This window comes from Reichenbachiella sp., assembly GCF_039969095.1.
GTDB lineage: Bacteria > Bacteroidota > Bacteroidia > Cytophagales > Cyclobacteriaceae > Reichenbachiella.
In genome coordinates, this window is sequence record NZ_JBDVOL010000008.1 from 272333 (window position 1) to 292700 (window position 20368).

17 protein-coding genes are annotated in these 20368 nt (G+C 39.1%); 8 read left to right on the forward strand and 9 right to left on the reverse strand.

Going from position 1 to position 20368, the window contains the following annotated elements:
- The first annotated feature begins 23 nt into the window (after nucleotides 1-23).
- The 5 genes from ABJH98_RS02380 to ABJH98_RS02400 all read left to right on the forward strand — a co-directional run bounded on the left by ABJH98_RS02380 (nucleotide 24) and on the right by ABJH98_RS02400 (nucleotide 5071).
- Nucleotides 24-1202 (forward strand): acetyl-CoA C-acyltransferase, encoded by a 1179-nt coding sequence (locus ABJH98_RS02380; protein ID WP_348306021.1) that lies wholly within the window; start codon nucleotides 24-26, stop codon nucleotides 1200-1202.
- 107 nt (nucleotides 1203-1309) lie between these two features.
- Complete coding sequence (locus ABJH98_RS02385) at nucleotides 1310-2620, forward strand: toxin-antitoxin system YwqK family antitoxin (RefSeq protein WP_348306022.1); 1311 nt, start codon at nucleotides 1310-1312, stop codon at nucleotides 2618-2620.
- A 154-nt stretch (nucleotides 2621-2774) separates the two neighbouring features.
- The gene (locus ABJH98_RS02390; RefSeq protein WP_348306023.1) at nucleotides 2775-3719 is read left to right on the forward strand and encodes a phosphoribosylaminoimidazolesuccinocarboxamide synthase; all 945 of its coding nucleotides are present in this window, start codon (nucleotides 2775-2777) and stop codon (nucleotides 3717-3719) included.
- An 18-nt stretch (nucleotides 3720-3737) separates the two neighbouring features.
- On the forward strand, nucleotides 3738-4115 hold the full coding sequence (locus tag ABJH98_RS02395; RefSeq protein ID WP_348306024.1) for an STAS domain-containing protein: 378 nt from the start codon (nucleotides 3738-3740) through the stop codon (nucleotides 4113-4115).
- A gap of 41 nt (nucleotides 4116-4156) precedes the next feature.
- A complete protein-coding gene (locus ABJH98_RS02400; RefSeq protein ID WP_348306026.1) occupies nucleotides 4157-5071 on the forward strand; it encodes a ribonuclease Z in 915 nt (304 codons plus the stop codon).
- 151 nt (nucleotides 5072-5222) lie between these two features.
- On the opposite strand, the gene ABJH98_RS02405 is transcribed toward ABJH98_RS02400, so the two are convergent.
- A complete protein-coding gene (locus ABJH98_RS02405; RefSeq protein ID WP_348306027.1) occupies nucleotides 5223-5525 on the reverse strand; it encodes a GIY-YIG nuclease family protein in 303 nt (100 codons plus the stop codon).
- A 265-nt stretch (nucleotides 5526-5790) separates the two neighbouring features.
- Between ABJH98_RS02405 and ABJH98_RS02410 the strand changes: the two genes are divergently transcribed.
- Nucleotides 5791-6606: a queuosine precursor transporter gene (locus ABJH98_RS02410; protein WP_348306028.1), complete on the forward strand. Its 816-nt coding sequence runs from the start codon at nucleotides 5791-5793 to the stop codon at nucleotides 6604-6606.
- Between the two features lie 126 nt (nucleotides 6607-6732).
- On the opposite strand, the gene ABJH98_RS02415 is transcribed toward ABJH98_RS02410, so the two are convergent.
- The gene (locus ABJH98_RS02415) at nucleotides 6733-7824 is read right to left on the reverse strand and encodes an o-succinylbenzoate synthase (protein ID WP_348306029.1); all 1092 of its coding nucleotides are present in this window, start codon (nucleotides 7822-7824) and stop codon (nucleotides 6733-6735) included.
- Nucleotides 7825-8203: 379 nt separating this feature from the next.
- On the opposite strand from ABJH98_RS02415, the gene ABJH98_RS02420 reads away from it, so the two are divergent.
- Nucleotides 8204-9406, forward strand: a complete 1203-nt coding sequence (locus ABJH98_RS02420; RefSeq protein ID WP_348306030.1) for an S-adenosylmethionine:tRNA ribosyltransferase-isomerase — start codon at nucleotides 8204-8206, stop codon at nucleotides 9404-9406.
- A gap of 84 nt (nucleotides 9407-9490) precedes the next feature.
- Here ABJH98_RS02420 and ABJH98_RS02425 read toward each other — a convergent pair whose 3' ends face one another.
- Nucleotides 9491-10303: an ion transporter gene (locus ABJH98_RS02425; protein WP_348306031.1), complete on the reverse strand. Its 813-nt coding sequence runs from the start codon at nucleotides 10301-10303 to the stop codon at nucleotides 9491-9493.
- Nucleotides 10304-10527: 224 nt separating this feature from the next.
- On the opposite strand from ABJH98_RS02425, the gene ABJH98_RS02430 reads away from it, so the two are divergent.
- Nucleotides 10528-13266, forward strand: a complete 2739-nt coding sequence (locus ABJH98_RS02430; protein WP_348306032.1) for a triple tyrosine motif-containing protein — start codon at nucleotides 10528-10530, stop codon at nucleotides 13264-13266.
- A gap of 125 nt (nucleotides 13267-13391) precedes the next feature.
- Here the strand turns inward: ABJH98_RS02430 and ABJH98_RS02435 are convergent, their stop codons facing one another.
- From ABJH98_RS02435 to ABJH98_RS02460, 6 genes are all read right to left on the reverse strand, one after another.
- A complete protein-coding gene (locus ABJH98_RS02435) occupies nucleotides 13392-13658 on the reverse strand; it encodes a hypothetical protein (RefSeq protein WP_348306033.1) in 267 nt (88 codons plus the stop codon).
- Entirely contained in the window at nucleotides 13658-15001 is a 1344-nt protein-coding gene (locus tag ABJH98_RS02440; RefSeq protein ID WP_348306034.1) for a PhoH family protein, read from the reverse strand. The genes ABJH98_RS02435 and ABJH98_RS02440 overlap by 1 nt, the downstream gene beginning before the upstream one ends.
- 152 nt (nucleotides 15002-15153) lie before the next feature.
- The gene (locus ABJH98_RS02445) at nucleotides 15154-16992 is read right to left on the reverse strand and encodes a peptidase M61 (protein ID WP_348306035.1); all 1839 of its coding nucleotides are present in this window, start codon (nucleotides 16990-16992) and stop codon (nucleotides 15154-15156) included.
- 106 nt (nucleotides 16993-17098) lie between these two features.
- Nucleotides 17099-17545, reverse strand: coding sequence for a GNAT family N-acetyltransferase (locus ABJH98_RS02450; RefSeq protein WP_348306036.1), 447 nt, complete (start codon nucleotides 17543-17545; stop codon nucleotides 17099-17101).
- Between the two features lie 8 nt (nucleotides 17546-17553).
- The gene (locus ABJH98_RS02455; protein WP_348306038.1) at nucleotides 17554-19149 is read right to left on the reverse strand and encodes a M1 family metallopeptidase; all 1596 of its coding nucleotides are present in this window, start codon (nucleotides 19147-19149) and stop codon (nucleotides 17554-17556) included.
- 71 nt (nucleotides 19150-19220) lie between these two features.
- Nucleotides 19221-20366, reverse strand: a complete 1146-nt coding sequence (locus ABJH98_RS02460; RefSeq protein WP_348306039.1) for a DnaJ domain-containing protein — start codon at nucleotides 20364-20366, stop codon at nucleotides 19221-19223.
- Between the last annotated feature and the right edge of the window lie 2 nt (nucleotides 20367-20368).

Sequence of the window (20368 nt, forward strand, 5' to 3'; positions counted from 1 at the left end):
TAAAATATTAACCCAGTAAGCAAATGCAAGAAGTATATATAGTATCGGCGGTTAGAACGCCAATCGGAAGTTTTGGCGGAAGCCTTTCCAGCCTTACAGCTACCAAACTTGGATCGATCGCCATCACAGGCGCACTAGAAAAAGCAGGCGTCAAAGCCGAATCAGTGGATGAAGTATTTATGGGCAATGTGGTCTCTGCTGGCCTTGGTCAGGCTCCAGCCAGACAAGCTGCCATCGGAGCAGGCATAGGATACAACGTGCCTTGTACTACGATTAATAAAGTATGTGCTTCAGGGATGAAATCTGTGATGCTTGGCGCGCAAAGCATTATGCTTGGTCATGCTGATGTAATTGTTGCAGGTGGAATGGAAAGCATGTCGAATGTGCCGTATTATGTACCTAAAGCAAGATACGGACATGGATACGGGCATGGTCAGTTACTAGATGGATTGATGCACGACGGACTTTGGGAGCCCTATCATCAGTTTCCAATGGGCAGTTGCGCAGATAATACTGCTAAGGAAATGAACATTTCTCGAGAAGCTCAGGATGAATTTGCGATCAATTCTTACAAGAAAATCGCTGACTCTGTAGCAAACGGTTTATTCAAAAATGAGATTGTACCAGTGGAGATCCCTCAGAGAAAAGGCGATCCTATCGTAATGACTGAAGATGAAGAATACAAGAATGTGAAATTCGAAAAAATTCCTTCTTTGCGTCCTGTATTCAACAAAGACGGATCGGTAACGGCCGCCAATGCTTCTACTATCAATGACGGAGCTTCTGCGCTCATCTTGATGAGCAAGTCTAAAATGGAAGAATTAGGATTGACTCCAGTGGCTAAGATCAGAGGTTTTGCTGACGCAGCACGGGAGCCACTTTGGTTTACAACTGCTCCATCTTTGGCTATTCCTAAGGCTATCAAAAATGCGGGTATCGAAAAATCGGATGTTGACTTTTACGAAATCAACGAAGCATTTTCTGCAGTAGCATTAGCCAACATCAAAGAAATGGACTTGAACCCAGATAGTGTCAATGCATTTGGAGGCGCTGTGGCTTTGGGTCACCCGCTAGGATGTTCTGGTGCTAGAATCATCACTACACTAAATTCTGTACTTCACCAGAAAGGTGGCAATATCGGTGTGGCAGGTATTTGCAACGGTGGCGGAGGTGCTTCTGCTATCGTGATAGAAAAAGCATAATAAAATACAAAATTAGACGTAAGAGACTTTAGATTTGAGGAAACTCAAGTCTAAAGTCTTTTTTGTTTTAAACACTTTGAGTTTCAATTAATCAGCTTGAAAAATAAATGAAGTACGTAATCAGTTTTTTATTCTTATGCTTGATGACCCAGTATTCCTGGGCACAGGAAAAAATAAAAACCTATTATGACGATGAAAGATACGCCTTGAAGGAGGAGTACTATGTGGTGGAGAAAGACACCTTAGTTCTTGAAGGTCCCTACAAGAAGTTCAGTCCATCAGGTCAGGTGATCGTGACTGGCCAGTATCAAAATGGCAAGCGCGAAGGAGAATTCCTGAATATTTATGAAAACGGTATCACCCAGCGAAAGACGACCTATGAAAATGGTTTGAGGCAAGGCACAACAGAAGTTTATGATCAGAAAGGTAATCTAATCCAACAAGTACAGTTCAGGAATGATTCTCTTATTGGAGAACTGATTACCTATTATCCGACAGGGAAAGTTAAAAATACCACTGCTTTCAAAAATGGCAAACCCGATGGTTTAGTCAAAGAATATTTTCCTTCAGGCATACTGAAAGAAGAGGTCAATTACAAGAATGGCAAACAACACGGACTCAATACCACCTACTACGAATCCGGTTCTCCCAAATCAAAAATCAACTACACTTTTGGGGTAATTGACGGTGTTATGATCAGCTACTATCCCAACGGGCAAATGGATACGAAAGCCACTCAATCCAATCATTCATTGCACGGGGATTATATCAAATACTACAGCAATGGCCAGGTCAAAATGCAAGGACAATATGAAAACGGCATGCGTGATGGCGAATTCAAATCTTACTACGAAGATGGAAGTTTGGAGAAGAAACTAAACATTGTAAATGATAAAATGACTGGCGCCAATTTCACTTATTTCCCTGACGGGGAATTGAAAATCAAGGCCAATTATTCTAATGAAGAAAAAAACTGGACCGCTGAAGAATATAATCCATCAGGTAAGCTAATAGCCACACGACAGTATAAAGACGACTTCAAATCCGGCACCTGGAAATATTTTAACTCCAAAGGCGATCTGGTGATTAAAGAAAACTATGCCCTCGGCAAGCTAGAAGGCAAACGCACGGAATACGATGACAAAGGAAACATAGCCAAAGTAGAACCTTACGAAAAAGGCAAAAAGCACGGGGAGGCAATGGTTTATTTTAGCAACGGGAAAAAAGCCGAAGAGCTGAACTACAAATTCGACCGACTCGATGGCGAATACATCAAATACTACAAATCACAAGATCCAGAAATCACTGGACGCTATACTCGCAATGAAAAGAATGGCGAGTGGACTTTCTTCGACAAAAAAGGTGACGTCCTAAAAAAGGAGACTTATAAGTTTGGGCGGTTGGTTTTGAGTAAATAGCAATTACGTTATAGCCCGATTTATTCGGGCTATCCTTTGCGGTTCTCGTGCAGCTCGAAAATAGCAGTGCTAACCAAAGGCAGATTACCCGAATGCTCATAACTTTTCTAAAGTTTGAAACTTTCGAAAAGTTTCTATTATGTACTTTTGCGACATGACAAAAGGGCTAAAATCTACCAACTACAAATTCGAAGGGCAGACCAAAAAATACACCGGCAAAGTGCGCGACGTGTATGAGTTCGAAAACCAACTCGTGATGGTGGCTTCGGACAGAATTTCTGCATTCGATGTAGTATTACCGAAACCCATTCCTTACAAAGGGCAAGTACTGAATCAAATCGCTGCTCGCTTCCTTGAAGCAACTGCTGACATTGTCCCAAACTGGGTGGAAGCAGTGCCTGACCCGAACGTAACCGTAGGCAAAAGATGCGAACCTTTTCAGGTAGAAATGGTCATTCGTGGCTACCTCGCTGGTCATGCCGCCAGAGAATACAAAGCTGGTAAAAGACAAGTCTGCGGCGTGGCTCTTCCAGAAGGATTGAAAGAAAACGACAAGCTGCCAGAGCCCATTCTTACACCAACGACCAAAGCCCATGAAGGTCACGATGAAGACATCTCAAGAGAAGATATTTTAGCGAAAGGCATAGTCGAAGAAAGTCTATATGTGCAATTAGAGGACTACACCAGAAAACTATTCCAAAGAGGGACCGAAATGGCGGCTGAAAGAGGTTTGATTTTGGTGGATACTAAATATGAATTTGGTATGTATGAAGGAAAGATTATTCTGATTGATGAAATACATACACCCGACTCTTCTCGCTACTTCTATCAAGACACTTATCAGGAATTACAAGATAAAAACGAGCCACAAAGACAACTTTCGAAGGAGTTTGTTCGTCAATGGTTAATCTCCGAAGGTTTCCAAGGCAAGGATGGACAAACGGTTCCAGAAATGTCTGAAGAAAAAATCAACTCCATTTCAGAACGCTATATTGAGCTTTATGAAAAAATAACCGGAGATCAGTTCGACCGCGTGCCAACTGAAGATATCGAAGCACGCATTCAGTCGAACATCGAAAAATCGATTAAATTACAATAAGAGTTTAAATCAAAGACTATGAAGTTTACACTAGACAGACAAGAAAAATACAATACGCTTAAAGTAGATGAGGAAAAATTGGATTCAACCATTTCTCCAGATCTCAAATCAGAATTCTTGACCATTCAGGGTCAGGGTATCAAAAACATCATTGTAGATCTGTCTGATGTGAAGTACATCGACTCTTCTGGATTGAGTGCCATTTTGGTAGGCAATAGAGTTTTTACGGAAGCTGAAGGTTCTTTCATTCTTTCAGGCGTTTCAGAGCATGCCATGAAATTGATCAAAATCTCTCAGTTAGACGGTGTTTTGGACATACTGCCTACCGTGGAAGAAGCTGTAGATGCAGTCTTCATGAACGAGCTTGAGCAAGGCTTTGAAAACGAGGAGGACTAAGTCTTCCTCCCTATTTGCTCAATCAACTAAACCAACTTTTATTGTCATTTACCTTACAAATACTCGGCTCCAATGCCGCCATAGCGGCGCATCATAGACATCAGACCTCACAGTTGCTTACTATGATGCAGGTGCCTTTCCTGATAGACTGCGGCGAAGGCACTCAGCTCCGCCTCAAGAAGTTCAAGATTAAATCCCAGCGGATCGATCACATTTTTATCAGCCACTTGCATGGCGATCATTTTTATGGTTTGATGGGATTGATTTCTTCTTTGCATTTGTATGGTAGAAAAAAGGAACTGAACATCTATGGTCCTCCCGGGCTTAAAGAGATCATAGCCATCCAACTCAAATACTCTCAGTCTTCGCTGAATTATAAGATTAATTTAACTGAATGGACGCCTGGAGAGAGTGAATTGTTGTTTGAGAATGTAAATCTGACCGTACATTCCTTTCCACTGGATCATCGCATCGACTGCTCAGGATTTCTCTTTCGAGAAAAGCCTAAGAAACGCAGAATCAAAAAAGGACTGCTAGAAAAAGACATTTCCCCACTCAAAATCATTTCCCTAAAAGACGGTAAAGACGTATTAGATGACGACGGCAATGTGCTCCTAGCCAACGACAAATACACCATGGATCCCGCACGATCCTGCTCTTATGCCTTCTGCTCGGATACGAAGTACAGCGAAGCCATATTGCCTTATATCAAAGAAGTCGATCTGCTCTATCACGAAGCCACCTTCATGGAAGACATGAAAGACCGAGCCGAAGCCACCTGCCACACCACCACCAAACAGGCGGGCACAATCGCAAAAAAAGCTAAGGTAGGCAAACTACTCATCGGCCACTTCTCCACCCGTTACAAAGAGCTAGAGCCCATGCTCCAAGAAACCAGAAGCGTGTTTGAAAATACCGAACTGGCAATTGAGGGGGAAGTTTTTGGGGTGGAGTAGTTGGTATAAAATATACTATTTAGGTTTCCATTTTGACGATGAGATCTCTCCCTCTGGTCGAGATGACATAGGATATTGATTGTCCGATTTATTTTGTCATTTCGAACAATCCGACCGGCAGGAAGGTGAAGAGAGAAATCTTATCGAACTTCTAATCTCTGACCTCATCATTTAAAAAATTCCATTTAGGATTCATAGAATGAATCAATTCTTCCTTTTTCTCTCTTCTCCATTTTTTGATTTCCTTTTCTCGTTGGATGGCATGATTAATATATTGATGTCTTTCCCAATACACTAGATTGTAACAGAAATACTTACCAGCATAAGTTTTTGATTTTCCTCTGTTCTCGAAATGTTGGCCTATTCTGGCAGGTAGGTCATTGGTAACACCTACATACAAAGTAGTTTTATTTGGATTCGTGGTGATGTAGACAAAATAGTTGTGTTGGTTCATGGGTTTAAAATAATGAAGATTCTGTAAATAGTGATGATAAGATCTCTCCCGCTGGTCGAGATGACAATAAAAAGACAATCTCTCTTTACTTGTCATTTCGAACGATCTGACCGGAGGGAGGTGAAGAGAGAAATCTTATCGAACTTCTAATCCCCTACTCAATCATCCCATAGGAGATATCTCGTTCTTGCACCTTTTGATATGATGAACCTGAGTTTGCCTTCATTGCAAATGATTTTATATTGCACAACAAAAGTTAAACTTAATGAACACCCCCTCACCCGACTTCCAAAACAAAAAAACAAATCTCTTTCTAGTATTGGCTGGCATATTTATCACTAGTGCGCTGCTGGCTGAATTGGTGGGTGTAAAGATCTTCTCTGCTGAGAAAGCCATAGGAATCAATCCTGCTCAGATCAAATTGTTTGGCGACTTCGTGTTGGATTTTAATTTGACAGCTGGCGTTATTCTCTGGCCCGTGGTTTTTCTTACTACAGATATCATCAATGAGTATTTTGGAAAAGCGGGTGTAAAGAAAATTAGCTTTCTCACTGCGGGATTGATCTCATTTGCATTTATCATCATTTATATGATAACTATTTTACCTCCTGCGGATTTTTGGCTTAGTGTGAATGGAACTGATGCTGAAGGCAAAGCTTTCGACATCAACTACGCCTTCAAGGCAATTTTCAGACAAGGCCTAGGCATTATTATCGGGTCTTTGATTGCTTTTTTGATTGGACAATTGTTGGATGTTTATGTCTTTCAAAAATTGAGAAGAATTACTGGTTCAAAAATGATCTGGCTCCGTGCAACAGGCTCTACTTTGATCTCTCAGCTGATTGATAGTTTTGTGGTCCTGTTCATTGCTTTTTACCTATTAGCGCCAGAAAATACGCAATGGCCTTTTGCTCAAGTCTTGGCAGTGGGCACCATCAATTACATTTATAAGTTTTGTGTAGCGGTGTTGCTTACTCCCCTTATCTACTTGGGGCATCACTTGATCGACAGATACCTGGGAAAAGAAAATGCTGAACGCTTGACTGACGAAGCTGCAGCATCCAGCAAATCCATAATATAGAATGCAAATTCTTCCTTAGGTGGTTGTTATCGATTAATAAACGAACCTTGTTGCATTAAGCTATAGAAGTTCCTGTATTCATATTTGAAAAACAAAATAATTCGATCAACTCAGGATTTTTAGGCATCAATTAAATTCGAGATCGGCATAATCCCAGCTAAGGGTTTGATTGTAGACAATTTCCTCGCCTTGAATGGCAAGCGGAGAATGGATATTGTTTTCGAATAGCTGACCTGTACCTAGCCCTTGGTGTCCTACATAGTCATAGTTTGCCGTGAACTGACAAATGGCATTCAATCCCATATTGGATTCTAAAGCAGAAGTGATCCACCAGCCGATATGCTGAGCTTCGGCTATCTCGATCCACTCAGCAGTAGCCGCAAATCCCCCAACTAAAGAAGGTTTTAGGATGATGTAATCTGGCTTAATATCCTTGAGCAACTCGATCTTGTCTCTTTTTCCAAATACCCCAATCAACTCTTCATCTAGCGCAATGGGCACCTGTGACTTTTCACAAACCAGCTGCATTGCCTCGGGTTGCTTGGGCATAATAGGCTGCTCTATAGAATGCAGATCAAATTCAAAGAGTCGCTCCAGTTTCTTAAGCACATCTTGAGTGACAAATGCACCATTAGCATCCACTCTTAGAATAAGCTTGTCAGCTGGATATTGCGAACGAATGTATCTCAGCAGCTCACACTCCGCTTCAAAATCAATCGCTCCAATTTTTAGTTTGATACATTTGAAGCCCAACTTGAGTTTTTCATCAATTTGCTGTTTCATAAAATCCTTTTCGCCCATCCAGATCAATCCGTTGATCGGAATACCTTGTTCAGCATTGTAAAAGGAATTATCGAAGACCTTGAAATTACCGCCATGGAATAAATCGAGTAATGCAGTCTCCAAACCAAATCGAATAGCTGGTCGGTATTCAGACACAACCGTTTTTACCAATTTATATATGCCTTCTTCGGATTGAGGAAGTTCAAGTTGGGACAAATCCTTCTTCAATTCTTCCAATTCATTTTCAAAATCAACGCTGTAGTCAAAGCTCAATCGTTCGATCGTACTGACTTCACCCAAACCGTAAATTTTGGGATTGCCCGATTGATAAACCTTCAATATCCAGGCATCCTTGGTTTTGAGTACACCACGTGAGGTGCCTGCATCAAATTTGAATTTGAGTACGTGTTTGGTGAATTTCAGAATTAATCCCATATTATTTTTAAGGTTACTTCAGTAGAGAAAAATAGATTACCTAATCATTTGTATGCCACTATTATTTTGGCTGTCGCAACAAGTATTGTCTTCAACCCAGACAGGCTCTTACTTTTTTCATTGCCAAAAAAGTAAGCAAAAAGACTAGAAAATTTCAAAACTCCTCCGATTACTATCGAAGTCAAACACTGAAATTTTCAAAGAATTAGTTTATGCCCTTGATGGTGTTGCCACCACCCAGATTTCTCACTATGTTCGAAAAGACAAGTAAACTCAGAATAAAATTAGCCATTCGATTCGCATTATGGTGAGAATATTAGAATTTTGATTTTTTGAAATTGGTCAGAAGACCAACTACGGCGAATTAATATATTTTCAGATGGCCTCAGATTCTACTTCGTTAGAAAAATACTTGTACGAACTTCCCGAACACCGCATCGCTAAACACCCGTTGGCGAATAGAGACGACTCCAAGCTATTGCTCTATCAAGCTGGTCAGATAAGTCATCAGACATTTAAAGAAGTACTTGACCTAGTACCAAATAATGCACTGCTTTTTCTGAATAACACCAAGGTCATTGCCGCTAGGCTCTTCTTTCATAAATCGACAGGAGCACAGATCGAAGTATTCTTGACCGAGCCCATTCTTCCACATTCTGAATTTCAAAAAGCACTGAAGGCCAAAAACAAATGCACCTGGAAATGCATGATTGGCAACCTAAAAAAATGGAAAGATGACAATGTGCTTTCGTTGAAGCTCAATGATGAATTAGAAATTAAGGCCAGACTAGTAGATCGTGAACAAAACCTAGTTGAGTTTTCATGGGCCGGAAATCAGGAATTTCTGTCGATAGTAGAAGCCGCTGGACATGTGCCTTTACCTCCCTATCTCAATCGTGAAGAAGAAGAAGAGGACAAAGACCGCTATCAAACGGTATTCTCAGAATTGGAAGGCGCAGTAGCCGCCCCGACGGCTGGACTTCATTTTACTGATGATATTCTTGACCAACTAAAGACTAAAGGTGTAAAACAAGATCGTGTGACCTTGCATGTAAGTGCAGGCACCTTTCGGCCAATCAAAGATGCTGACTTCAAAAACCACGACATGCACAACGAACGCATCATTGTGAATCGTGATAATATAGAAAATATCTTGGCAGCCAAAGGGCCGATTATTCCAGTCGGCACAACAGCCCTACGGACTTTAGAAAGCCTTTACTGGTATGGAGTGAAATTGTCTAAGAACAACTCAACCAAATTTTTCGTGGAGAAAAATGATCCTTATGAATCACATCTACAAGACGTGTTATTAGAAGAATCGATGAAGGCTATTATGACTAAAATGGATGAAGATAAGGTTGATGAATTGAAAGGAGAAACCGAGATTTTTATTTACCCAGGCTATGAATTCAAAGTTGCCAATGGGCTATTCACCAACTTCCATATGCCGGCTTCGACGTTGGTTTTATTAGTGGCTGCTTTTGTAGGCGACGAGTGGCAAAAAATTTATGAGGAAGCACTAAACAATAACTACAGATTCCTGAGTTATGGGGATACTTCCTTGCTTTTACCGAAAGGGTAAACTTTCATTCAGGATAAAACGTATAAAGAAGTAATTTTCCTAGTTTGATTTTAAGTCCCATTACAGTAGCTGTGATGGGATTTTTTATTGATCCATTTTCTTGATCAATTTATCAATCTTACGATTTAATAATTCAATCTGATGCTGAGATTTGCGATGTTCAGCCAAAGTAATTTCTGATTTCATATCCTCTTCGTCTTTCACATCTTGCATATGCATTTCATTCATGGTATTGACCACAATGGCAATAAATATGTTAAGCGTGGTATATGTAGCAATAAGAATAAACGGAATAAAGAAAATGTAAGCGTGTGGAGTCTGCTCCATCATAGGCCTCGCAATGCCAGAAGACCAACTTTCTAAAGTCATTATCTGAAATAGCGTAAACATAGATTCTCCAATATCACCAAACCACTGTGGAAAATCTTGACTATACAAGTTGGTGGCTAATACTGCAAAAATGTAAAACACCATTACCAATAGCACCATGATCCATCCTATACTTGGTATAGATTTAATCAATGCCTCTATGATCAATCTTAGTTTGGGTATGTTTTTGATCAGTCTAAGTGTTCTTAAGATTCGGATGGTTCTGAACACTGAAAAAGACCCAGCTGCAGGCACAGCAGCAATCGCCACAATGAGAAAATCAAAAATATTCCAGGCACTCTTAAAAAATCGAAAACCAAAAGAATAAAGTTTGAGCACAATCTCTATTACGAATATGGCTAAAATGACGTCGTCTATCCATTCAAAAAATACACCGAAGTTTTGCATCAAGGGTTTGGAAGTTTCCATACCGATCGTGATACTATTGAGTATGATTAATCCAATAATGAAGTTTTGGAATTTTGAGCTCTCCAAAAATGCTCCAAGTTTTTCTCTATGATTCGCCATTTTCAAGTAGGAATTCGGTGTTTTTTTAAAAAGTTAGGCAAATATAAAAGACTACTCTAACAGCTCATCTGCTTTGAATTAAATAATTGATAATTAAAGATTACCTGGTACCAAGTGCGAAATCAGTTGACGTATTAATTTTTTTATAAAAAATACCCGAAGGTTAATATTCTCAACCTTATTATATTTGACTAGAAAGTTCTTCTTTACTAAATCTAAACTCAATGCCTAAGTCCACTTTGAAGAGTTACCTGTTAATTTTATTCTTACTTGCATTCAGCTATGCACATGGTCAAAAAGGAGATTATTTACTGTCGCATTATTCGTTAGATGTAGACGGGCTCGACAACCTCAATTTTGAACTCAAGGTCAATGATGATGGCCAACTATGCATTGCCAATCGGTCAGGTGTTCTGCTTTACGAAGGACATAATTGGGTTTATCAGGCTACCCCAAGTGCAGCATTATCGCTCGACTTTGATTCTGTTGGTCATATATATGTGGGATGCGCAGGGGATTTTGGTAAGTTTGGTTTCGAAGATGGCAAGTATCAATTCATCTCTTTAAATCCGAACAAAACAGATGAAAGTCTTTATTTCAAATCCATTGTTAGGGATTCACTCGCATTTTTCGTCAGTGAAAGCAATTTGATACGCTATCATATCGGACAAGAGAAATCATACATCACCTATTTAGAAGATCCAGATGAGTACTTCACTTACCTCTTTGAAGCAGATAGCAATATCATGGTTCAAACCAACAAAAAAATCTATCGCTATCATGACGATCAACTATTGGATGACTTTGATTGGAAGCTTCCTGAAAATGCTCAGTTTCTATTTTTCGACAAACATCCTACCAGAGACCAATATGTAGCAGGCACTACTGACAATAAAGTTTACATCTATAGAAAAAAGAATTTTTACGAATGTAAAATGTCCAAATTCTTGACAGAGCATGAGTCTTTTGTCAATAATGGTGTTTGGGTAGACGAAAACCATTTTGCGCTCAGTACGCTGGAAGATGGAATCATTTTATACAGCAACCGATACTCGAAAATTGTTGATGTGATCAATCATGACAAAGGGCTGCCTGACAACGAAATCTATACCATAGGCCGTGATCATGAAGGTGGATTATGGATCTCTCATGAATTTGGTCTTTCCAGGTTAGAAATCGGTGTTCCTTTTAGGAGCTTTACGAACTATCACGGCCTAGAAGGTAATCTAAAAGATATCTTCTGGTTTAGTGGCCATTTGTATGTTTCTACAAGCAAGGGCGTTTTCTTTCTTGAGAAAAGCCTCAACTACAAAAATACAGTGTACTATGTCCCCGTAAAAGGCGGAGCAGCTACGCCTACAACTGCATCCACCTCCAAAAAAAGTAAAAAAGCGCAACGATCACGTGGAAAGAAAAAGGGCCCTACCTCAGGTGGTAATAAAAAAACAGCTAGCACCAAGTATGAAAGAAGAGTGAAAAAACATTTGGTAAGCTCTGGTTATGAATTTACCAAAGTGGAAGGAATAGAAGCCAAGTGCGAGAAATTTATACGATATAAGAAAAAGCTTCTAGTAGCCTCATCTAATGGCCTATATGAGATCAAAAAAGAGTACAACAAAAAAGAAAAGGAATGGGAGCACATTGCAGAACTTGTAGTTCATGAGCCGATCAGATTTACGTTTATAGATAATCATGAGGGTCGTTTAGTGATTGCTAATCACTACAACGAAATTAAGCTTTATAATCATGAGGATGAGATTTGGGTGCAAGAAGATCAGATTGATTTCCATGGCGAAATGGTATTGAGTGCCCTGCATCAGTACAACGGAATCACTTGGTTCGCCACTCCAAGCCACTTATATAGATATGATTCATTGTCTTCTACTTACCATGATTTCAAAGAATACAAATACCACAATCAGTTTATCGATGAGGTGCGTATTGCGGCTATCGACAATCAGTTGTACCTGATCAATAGTATCGGATATTTCTATCTGGATGGTGCATTGGATACGATCTTAGAAGATACCACCTTGATGCAAGCGATCGGTAAGCCCATCAAACATTTGCAAGAACATGGAGGTAAAGTCTGGGTCAATAATGGAGATGCCTGGTACCAGATCAATCGTAATAAATCAGTTATAAAACGTGAAATATTTGGGCTATTTCCAGATATGACTTTCATCACCAACTATAGAGACAATATCTGGCTGATTGACCAATCTCACGAATTACTAAAATACTATCCAAGCGAAGATGATTCGCTCATATGGCGAAATCACATGTACCTCCGCGAAGCGAAAAGCAACAAAGGTGATGTGAATGTCAACATCAAAGGACCCATTGCTTTTGAACACGATGAGAACTCCTTTTATTTCGAATTGGCTCGTCCAGACTATAGAGGGCTGCTACAGATTGAATATCAATACAAACTCAGCGGCTTGAATGATAGCTGGTCCGAATGGTCAACTAATAATCAAATCAGTTTCAACTACCTGCCACCGGCCAATTACAAATTGGAGATCAGGTCGAAGGATCACTTTGGAAAAATTCAGGAACTTGATGAAGTGAACTTCACCATCAAACCTCCTTATTGGCAAACGCTTTGGTTCTATGGATTGCAAATACTTTTTATGACTGGATTAGTCATTGGATCTGTCATCATGAACCGCCAAGCGCAGCAGAAATATGTAATTGTGACGGAAGGGCTTACCATTTTGACCATCGTCATGGTTATCGAATTTCTGCAAACTGTAGCTGGTGGTACGCTAGGTATTGAGAGTACGCCTGTGATTGACTTTGCCATAGATGTAATGATTGCCTTATGCGTATTCCCGCTAGAACAGTTATTGAAAAAGCTGATGAAAGTGAGTAAAGAAGGCCCTGGTCTTAATGGAAAAGCATTCTTGGATCTATTTAAATATTCTAACCCTGAGCCGCAAAAGGTAAAAACTAAATCATAAACCTAAAACTCAGTGTCCTCTACGAGTGACACTGAGTGAGTATTTAGAGATATTCCAATAACCGCTAAGGATAAATCTTGTTAGCAAGTTCTAGTATCCATATTTTAGAAATCGATTTCTTAGTTCTAATTTAATATCCAAAGTATCACAATGACAATTGCAAGAAGTAAAAAAAAGACACCAATTTTATTTCGAGCAGCCTGCTTGGCTTTTGCTTTTTTTACTAAAATCAAATAATGAATATCTTCTTTCGAAATCTTAAACTTAATCTTTCCTTTAGTGGAAAACTTATCCTTTTTAGATTTATAGTAAGGTTGAGTTGCTTTTAAAAGTTTACGATTATCTTCAAAACTTTTTTTGCCTAGCCTAGAAAATCCAATGCCACCCGTCATCAGAGCAACTCATTGGCCAAATTAGCCAACTCAGAGCGTTCTCCTTTTTCAAGATTGATGTTGGCGAAAAGCTCTTGTCCTTGCAGGCGGTCTACCAAGTACGACAAACCGTTACTTTGCGAATCCAGATATGGTGTATCGATCTGGTGAATATCCCCAGTAAACACAATCTTAGTATTCTCTCCTGCACGAGTAATGATCGTTTTTACTTCGTGTGGTGTTAGGTTTTGCGCTTCATCCACGATGAAGTAAATATTGGATAAACTTCGCCCTCTGATGTAAGCCAGAGGAGTAATCAAAAGCTTTTCCTGATTGACCATATCTGTCAGGCGCTTGTACTCCTTGTCTGTCTCTTTGTAATGGTTTTGAATGAATTTCAAGTTGTCCCAAAGTGGTTCCATATACGGGTTCAATTTGGACTTGATATCACCCGGCAAGTATCCTATATCCTTATTGCTCAATGGTACTATCGGTCGAGCCAAATAGATTTGTTTGAATTCACGCTTCTGCTCCAAAGCACAGGCCAGCGCTAGCAAAGTCTTGCCCGTTCCAGCCATGCCTGTAATAGCCGCCAACCGAACATCAGGATTCATCATACAATGTATAGCAAATGCCTGTTCTGCATTTCTTGGTTTGATGTTATAGACCGTTTTCTTTTCTACATGACCCATCTTTTCAGTCACAGGATTGTAAAAGCTGAGGGCCGAATTTTTAGGGCTTTTTAAGATATAATACCCATTGTTGTGAAATTCATACGTCTTGGAGATTTTCTTTGGATCTACTTCTCCTTTTTTATAGAGCGTATCAATAGTAGTGGCTGGCACCTTGTTTATTTCGTACTTTCCGTGTACCAGTTCGGAAGCATCTTTAATCTTACCTGTTTCGTAATCTTCTGCAGTAAGATCCAAAGATTTGGCTTTTAGACGCAGGTTGATGTCTTTCGAAACCAGAATGACCTTACGCCCTTTTTCTTCTTTCTTAAGTCTTAGAGCAGCATTAAGAATCTTATGATCATTTTTTCTTTCTCCAAAAACTTTAACCGCATCAAACTCTGGTTCGGCTTCAGAATGCATGAGCACCTTGAATTTTCCTCTTGTATTACCATTCAAAGGAATCCAATCCTGTAGCATGTGGTCCTTGGCCAAACCATCTAGCAAACGTGCAAATTCACGCGCCTCAAAGTTGATGGTGTCATTACCTTTTTTGAAATTATCAAGTTCTTCCAGAACTGTGATTGGAATCCCCACATCATGCTCCGCAAAGTTCATTATAGAGTCATGTGAAAAGAGTATTACTGATGTATCAAGGACAAATATTTTTTTCTCACTACCTTTCTTCGCCATATCAATGTAGGAATTAGTTCTTTAGTAAAATGGAAAATTTTACTTTAATCTACAAGCGAAAAGTACGAATATCAGTGAATTAGTATGAAGAAATTATTATCCATTTAGATCTAGCCAAACTGCACCATTCAATTCAGTCTACGACTTAGAAATTATTTGTTTACCCAAGCCTTTCGTAAGGCCATCTGATCTTCGGAAGATTCCTCAATAAGTGAGATAGCAGGTTCAGTTTTTACTTTTACAGACATGGCTTCCGCCTTCAATTTAATCTTTTTTTGCTTGCCATTCTCGTCTGTTCTCAAAACAATGGCTGTGATTTTGTCACCTACTTCATGACGGTCATTAAAGGCAAGAAATTCTTCTTCATAATTTTCTATATCTATCTCCACATCATCAAACTTGTAAATAATATCCCCTTCCAAATAACCCATCTCCTGGCCAAAAAAATTCATTTGATCTATCGAATGTATAATGAGTCTATTGTCCACATCGTTCACAGAAAAGCTAATATGCCCCAAGGATAATTCATTTTTCGTTTCAGCAGGTTTATATAACACACCCACCTTGGCCAAAAAATCCTCATAAGGAATGGGCGTAGGGCCTTCTACATATTTCTCAAAGAACTCTCGAATTTCTGGATAGGTCATTTCTGTAATGGTATCAAACAGCTCATCATCTTTGAATGCATGAGTTTTTCCATATTTCTTAGCTAAATCACTCATTAAATTTTGAATTCCATACGCCCCGTCAGATAATTCCCTCAATCGGATATCCAAGGACATACCTATTAAAGCACCTTTTTGGTAAACATTGCCATACTCTTCCTTAGTACTATCCAAACAATGCAGACTCAATTCTGTAAATGGCAACTCATCATTAAAATCTTCTTTTGACCGGCTGATCTTATCATTTATTACATCGAGGTAGTCTATCAAAGACATCTCTCCATATTTCACTTGAGCCAACCCTGCAGCATATTCTGTAACTCCTTCATACATCCATAAATGTTTGGACATTTTTGGGTTGATAAAATCAAAGTTCCCAATCTCTTCTGAGTGGATATTTAAAGGAGTAAGTATGTGGAAAAATTCGTGTGCAGCCACGTCCCGAACCACTTGTCCTAATCGGTATGGGTCAATTTCTGGCAAACTATAGAAGGAAGAATAGGAATGCTCCAATGCTCCCAACTTTCCAGACATTGGACTTCTATCAAATAGATAAATAATGAAAGCGTATCGATCGACTGGAAGTTCACCCAAGTATTTAACCTGTGCTTCTAGCGTAGGCTCCACTTGTTCTTTTACAAAAAGTGGGTCAAGCACTCTATTGGGTGAATAAACCGATATCAGAATTTCAGCACCACCCACTACAAAACTTGTGGTATCTGGTTCAGCATACATGATTGGGCTATCTGCCAAATCAAAATAATTAGCAGCTAAAAAAACATCAGATGAGTCACTGGTAGAGACTTTATCTAGTGAAGACGCACCATACATCCCTTTGGGATAGTCGACGTGTAGCTCGTACAAAAGGTCTTTTTGTCCTTGGAGGTAGCCTACAAAACCAAAAGTATTGATGACGTAATTTTTTCCTTCTTCAATGTTAGTTCCAGCTGGTTCAAAAATGAAGTTGTTCTTGTCTGAATCAAAAGTGTCTTCTATCCAATAGGACACAAAACTCAGCTTTTTACTTTTCTTTATCAAAATTCGATTATCAGTAAGCTGCTCGGTCTCCAGCTCATTTCCATCAACATCGAATGCTTTAAAATCTGTGAAAAATCTACCAAAATCATACACAGAATAAGTACCCGGAACTATTTTGGGCACTCGAAACTCAATCTCATCCATCGCCACTTTGGGCATGGCACAAATGACTTTCACTTTATCATCTACTACGGTTTTTAAATCGATAGTTACGATGTACTTTTCCTGCGCTACAAGGAGGCTGGATGTTCCTAAAAGTATAGCCAAAAGGCTCATAGTTAATTTCATGTACATTAATTACTGAGTGATCAGATGTATTTATTTCATTCGATAGTTTTATTCAATATATGTGATTTCGAAGCAAATGACAGGTGAATTATTACAAACGGCTACTTTATTGTTGAATATTCAATTTTTTTCTCAACAATATTCGATTTTCAGAAACATCAGGTTTTTCTTCTATTTCAATAATATCGAACCCAGAACTAATAGCGAAGCAAAGCATGTTTTTGTGCTTATTCCTGGTTTTTAGAACAATTGATACAAATCCATTAGCCTTAGCAAATCCCTCTTGAAACTGTGCCAATGCCTTAGCTACTCCAGATTTTCTAAACTGAGGTATTACACCTCCCATCCAAGTATAAAATGATTTGTTGTTGAATTTGTCATAGCCCACTTTAAATCCCACCAATTGGTTTTGCATTTCTGCTATGGCTATAAGGTTCATTTTATCCTTTAATCTTTGTTCATACACTTCGGTTCCGTGTGGTCTGCCAAATTCAGGAACTTTCTGACTGATTGCCACCACCTCTTTGATGGTTCCAATTCGGATCTTCACCATGTTTTCACTCATTCTTTCTGAAAATGACCTAAAATTATATTCAATGGATCTACTCTTACACTGGAGGGTTCGTCGCACTCAATTTCTATGGACTGCTCTCTTTTATCAAGTTCAAGATGCTTGATTTCGAATTTCATATCCTGGTATTTTATCTGAACATCTACATCCAAATGGTACATTTTGTCAGTCAACTGTTCAAATTCAAATATCAACTTATTTTTTTTGTATTTCCAAGTATAATTCACTTTCGGTGCGCCAGGGGTGAAAAACCATTGTTGAAAAAACTTAGTTAGATCTAGCAATGAAATCTCATTTGCTACATCAATAAAATCTTGTGTACTTGCATTTCCATATTTGAACCGCTCGTAAAAAGTGAAAATGATTTTTCGAAAAGTTTCCTTTCCCAATTTATATCTGAGCATACGCAATACCCAAGCAGCCTTGTCGTACGTCAAAGCATTCATTAGATTATTTAGATCTTCTATATTCTGCTGAACTACTGTATGTTCAGGGTTTTTCTTCTGATAGCTCAATATTTTCAACTCTTCCTTTTCAAGTTTAGGCTGAAGGTACTCTTTTCCTAGGGTCTCATGAATCCAGTAATTCTCTAAAAAAGTAGCAAAGCCTTCACTAATCCAAATGTCTGCCCAGTCCTTCTCGGTTACTGCATTTCCAAACCACTGATGGCCAATTTCATGAGCTATTGTCTTATTTAATTTTTGTTTTCCAGTAAGTAACTTTTCTGGATAGAAAATATTTCCAGCATTTTCCATACCTCCAAATCTCGTAGTGGATTCCACTTGATCACATTTTGAAAATGGATATTTCCCCAATAGCTTTTCTAAACTTTCTAAAATTGCAGGCGCTTCAGAGAAATCATTCAGTATCGTATCATCTGAGTTTTTATAAATCCAGGCAGTAATTCTGCCCTTATCATCTAATGTTTTTGTCCTAAACTCTGCTACTCCAATCACCATGACTTTCGTAGAAATAGGATAGCTCATTTGCCAAGTTGTCTTTTTACTATTTGATAAAAGCATTTTTTCTGATAGGAATTCCCCATTGGCTACCACCTGATACTTTTCAGGAGCTGTGACAATAAATTCACACGTAGCTTTTTCTGCAGGATGATCGACTACAGGCAACCACCGATGCGCTTGGTTCGGCCAGTGTTCCGCAAAAAACACTCGATCACCATGAGCATTTTTAGAAATAATTAGACCGTTGTCAGGAATTCCTTCATACGAAATGTAGATCTCTGAAGTATCACCTTTTTGAATGGATTGTAGCGTCTGGATTTTCAATTGATCAGCTTGGTGTTCGAAGCTGACTTTTTCATTATTGATTGTAAGCTCCTTAACTTTCATGCCCGTTCGACCCGATTGATTGGCCAAATCCAAAATGGTATTTTTTGGTACATGCTGACCATAAAAAACAGTCACTTTAGCATTCACAAAAACAACATCTGTGGTATCATTCAGACTCACATCGAATTGGTAATGCAGCACATCGAATGGTTCCAAGGTTCGGCGCTGACCTGTGGCCAAAAGATGCGAACACAAAAGAAAGGATATCAGAAAATACCGGAACAAGAGTTTAGACATACTCGGTAATGGTTTTAATCAAAAATAGAATTATTTAACCATTACTTGAAAAAGATTTTATCAATGGTAGATCAATCCAATGAAAATTTAGGGTCAATCGATTTTGCATGAGTAATCGTTTGGCGCATGGCTGACAACCTTCCCATTCCTTGAAAACTCAGTGCTTCTATTTTGTATTGAAAAATACTATCAGGCCAAATCTCCTTCGTCCATGATATTGCGTCTACTGCTTCTTGATATTGTCCCAAACTCAAATGAGTCTGCGCCACCTTCATATATATATCATAATGGGAAGCAGGAACCATATTGGCATTAATCACGATTGGATAAGCACTGCCTATAGTTACTTCGTACTCCGAAGATGCCATTTTTGCTCCGATTTGATAATAATTTAAGGCCTGACCCAAATCTTGCATGCCATCTTCATATAAGGAGCCCATTTCTAGATAAAAGCTGGCTGTACGATAACCGTACAAATGCATCATTTGATACATTTCCAGTGCCTTCCCAACCTCTCCCATACCTTGATAAGCTGTGGCAATTTTTTTCATATAAGAAATTGTATTACTCACTGAATAATCTTTGAGTAAATCATAATGAGTTATTGCTTTTTCGTATTCTCCTTCTTGCAATAATCTATCACCCTTTTCTTTGATCTCAGTCAGCAACAGATCCTTAAAGTCTCGCATGTCCTGCTCTTCGTACATAAAATACCCCATGCCACTCAGTAAATTTAAGCTTTGCTTCAGATCACCATGCTCATGAGCGCTCATGACCTGCTTAAATGTGGTTCTTCGGCCAGCAAGCAATTCGGCTTTCTGACGGGCTTTATACTGATCGTTTAGATACATCCCTGTTTTCATTATCAAGGCAATGGAAAATGCAAATAGAAAAGCGTAGACCGTTGCTTTCCAATTACTCATCTGGGGTGTATAATACTTTGGGCGTCTGCTGGTTTGGCGATGACCATGGTAGGTATGAGTTACGGTAGTACTCGTCACTCTACCATATCGCAACAACATATCATGTTTTGATCTTTTATAAGGGTTGGAAAGATTCTGATAGGCTTCGTTGACTTGTTTGAACAACTCTTCCATGTCCTTATCTCCATCATGCTTATCTGGGTGACAACCAATAGCCTTAAGTTTATAGGCGGCCTTTATTTCCGCATCCGTAGCATTAGAAAGCACACCCAATACGTGGTAGTAATTGATCATTT